General features: G+C 68.3%; 1 protein-coding gene. It reads left to right on the top strand.

Annotated elements, in window-relative coordinates; all coding sequences use genetic code 11:
- The first annotated feature begins 163 nt into the window (after positions 1-163).
- Positions 164-1,462, top strand: coding sequence for an ABC transporter substrate-binding protein (locus tag ACWEKM_RS46500; protein WP_451627362.1), 1,299 nt, complete (start codon positions 164-166; stop codon positions 1,460-1,462).
- The last annotated feature ends 180 nt before the right edge of the window (positions 1,463-1,642 follow it).

Below are 1,642 nucleotides of genomic sequence, written 5' to 3'. Positions count from 1 at the left end.
GACAGCCTCAGCAGCTACGGCACCCAGATGGCCGCGGCCACCCTGGCCACGCTGCCGCTCCTGCTCTTCTTCCTCCTCGTCCAGCGCCAGCTGGTACGGGGCATCGCCCTCACCAACGGCGGCGAATGAGCCCGCCATCACCCCCAGTCGAAACGGAATCCCGATGAACGTCACGATCACCCGGCGCAGTGCCCTGATGGGGGCCCTCGCCGTCGCGGCCGCGGGCACGGCCACCGCCTGCGGCAGCAGTAGCAGTACTGGCAACATCGACGCCAAGACGGTCAACCTGCTGTTGCCGACCGAGCCCAAGATCGCGGGCAACGTCCAGCGCACCCTGGGGCCCGAGTTCACCAAACGGACCGGCATCACAGTGAAGTTCGAGAAGGCGGGCGGGCCCAAGTGGCACGATGTCGACACCCGTCTGCAGGCGGATCTCACCTCCGGCCACCGCCCCGACGTCGCTCTCGTGGGCACCAACTCGGTGCGTACCTACGCCGACAGCAAGCTCGCACAGCCACTGGACGATCTCATGGCGCAGGCGAAGTTCGACGCCTCGCAGTACTCGCCGGCCCTGCTGAAGGTCGGCAGGCTCGGCGGCCGGACGATGGGAGTGCCGTACTCCGCCAGCATGCTCGTGCTCTACCTGAACGTAGACGTGCTCCGCAAAGCCGGACTCGACCCGGACCGGCCACCGGCCACGTTCAGCGAGCTGAAGACATACGCAACCAAGATCGTCAGCAGCAGGGCCGCCCGGTACGGAGTCGCCTGGCCCTACGATTCCGACTCGAACTGGCCGCTGCAGAACATGCTCTACAGCGCGGGCGGGTCGATGATGGACCCGGCCGAGAAGCAGGTCACGGTCAACCAGAAGCCCATGGTGCAACTGCTGCAGTACTGGCGGGATCTCGTCCAGGACGGCACCAGTACCGTCATCCAGTCGGCCGACCTGACCACGGCCTTCCTCCGCGGTGACATCGGCATGATGCTGCAGACCTCGTCGCAGAGCAGCACCATCGCCGACGGGGCGTCGTTCCCCATCCGCACGGATGTCCTTCCGGTGCCCGACGGCGGCCACCGCCGCACGCCGCCCGGCGGTGGCTCCGCGGTGCTCTTCGCCAAGGACGAGAACGTACGGCGCTCGGCGTGGCGGGTGATCCAGGAGCTGATCGGGCCGACCGGGCAGACACAGCTGGTGAAGTCGACCGGTTACACCTCGGTCAACCAGCACGCGCTCACCGATCCCCGGTACCTGGGCAACCTGGTGCGCGAGCAACCGCTGCGCGCCGCCGGTGTCGCCGAGATCAAGACGCTGGTGCCCTGGTACCAGTTCCCCGGCGCACACGCCACCGAGGCGCAGGACCAGCTCCAGAACGCGGTGGTCGCGGCGCTCCGCGGCACGAAGCCGGTGCAGCAGGCGCTGGATGAAGCGGCCCAGTCCATCTCCGGTCTCGTCACAAGGTGAAGCGGTGTCCATGACCACGACCACGACCACGGTGCGCGGCGAGCACGCCGGGCAGGTGTCCTCCGGCCGGTCGGTCGGCGTCGAGGAGATCACAAAGGTCTACCCGGGCGGTAAGCGCGCGCTCGACGGGGTGGAACTGGCCGTCGAGCCGGGCACGTTCGTCGTCCTGCTCGGCCCCTC

This window comes from Streptomyces sp. NPDC004752 (assembly GCF_053601275.1).
This window is presented reverse-complemented; position numbering and strand designations above follow the sequence as displayed.

Coding starts and splice junctions, on each gene's coding strand:
- ACWEKM_RS46500 (WP_451627362.1), top strand. CDS start 164: ATGAACGTCACGATCACCCGGCGCAGTGCCCTGATGGGGGCCCTCGCC.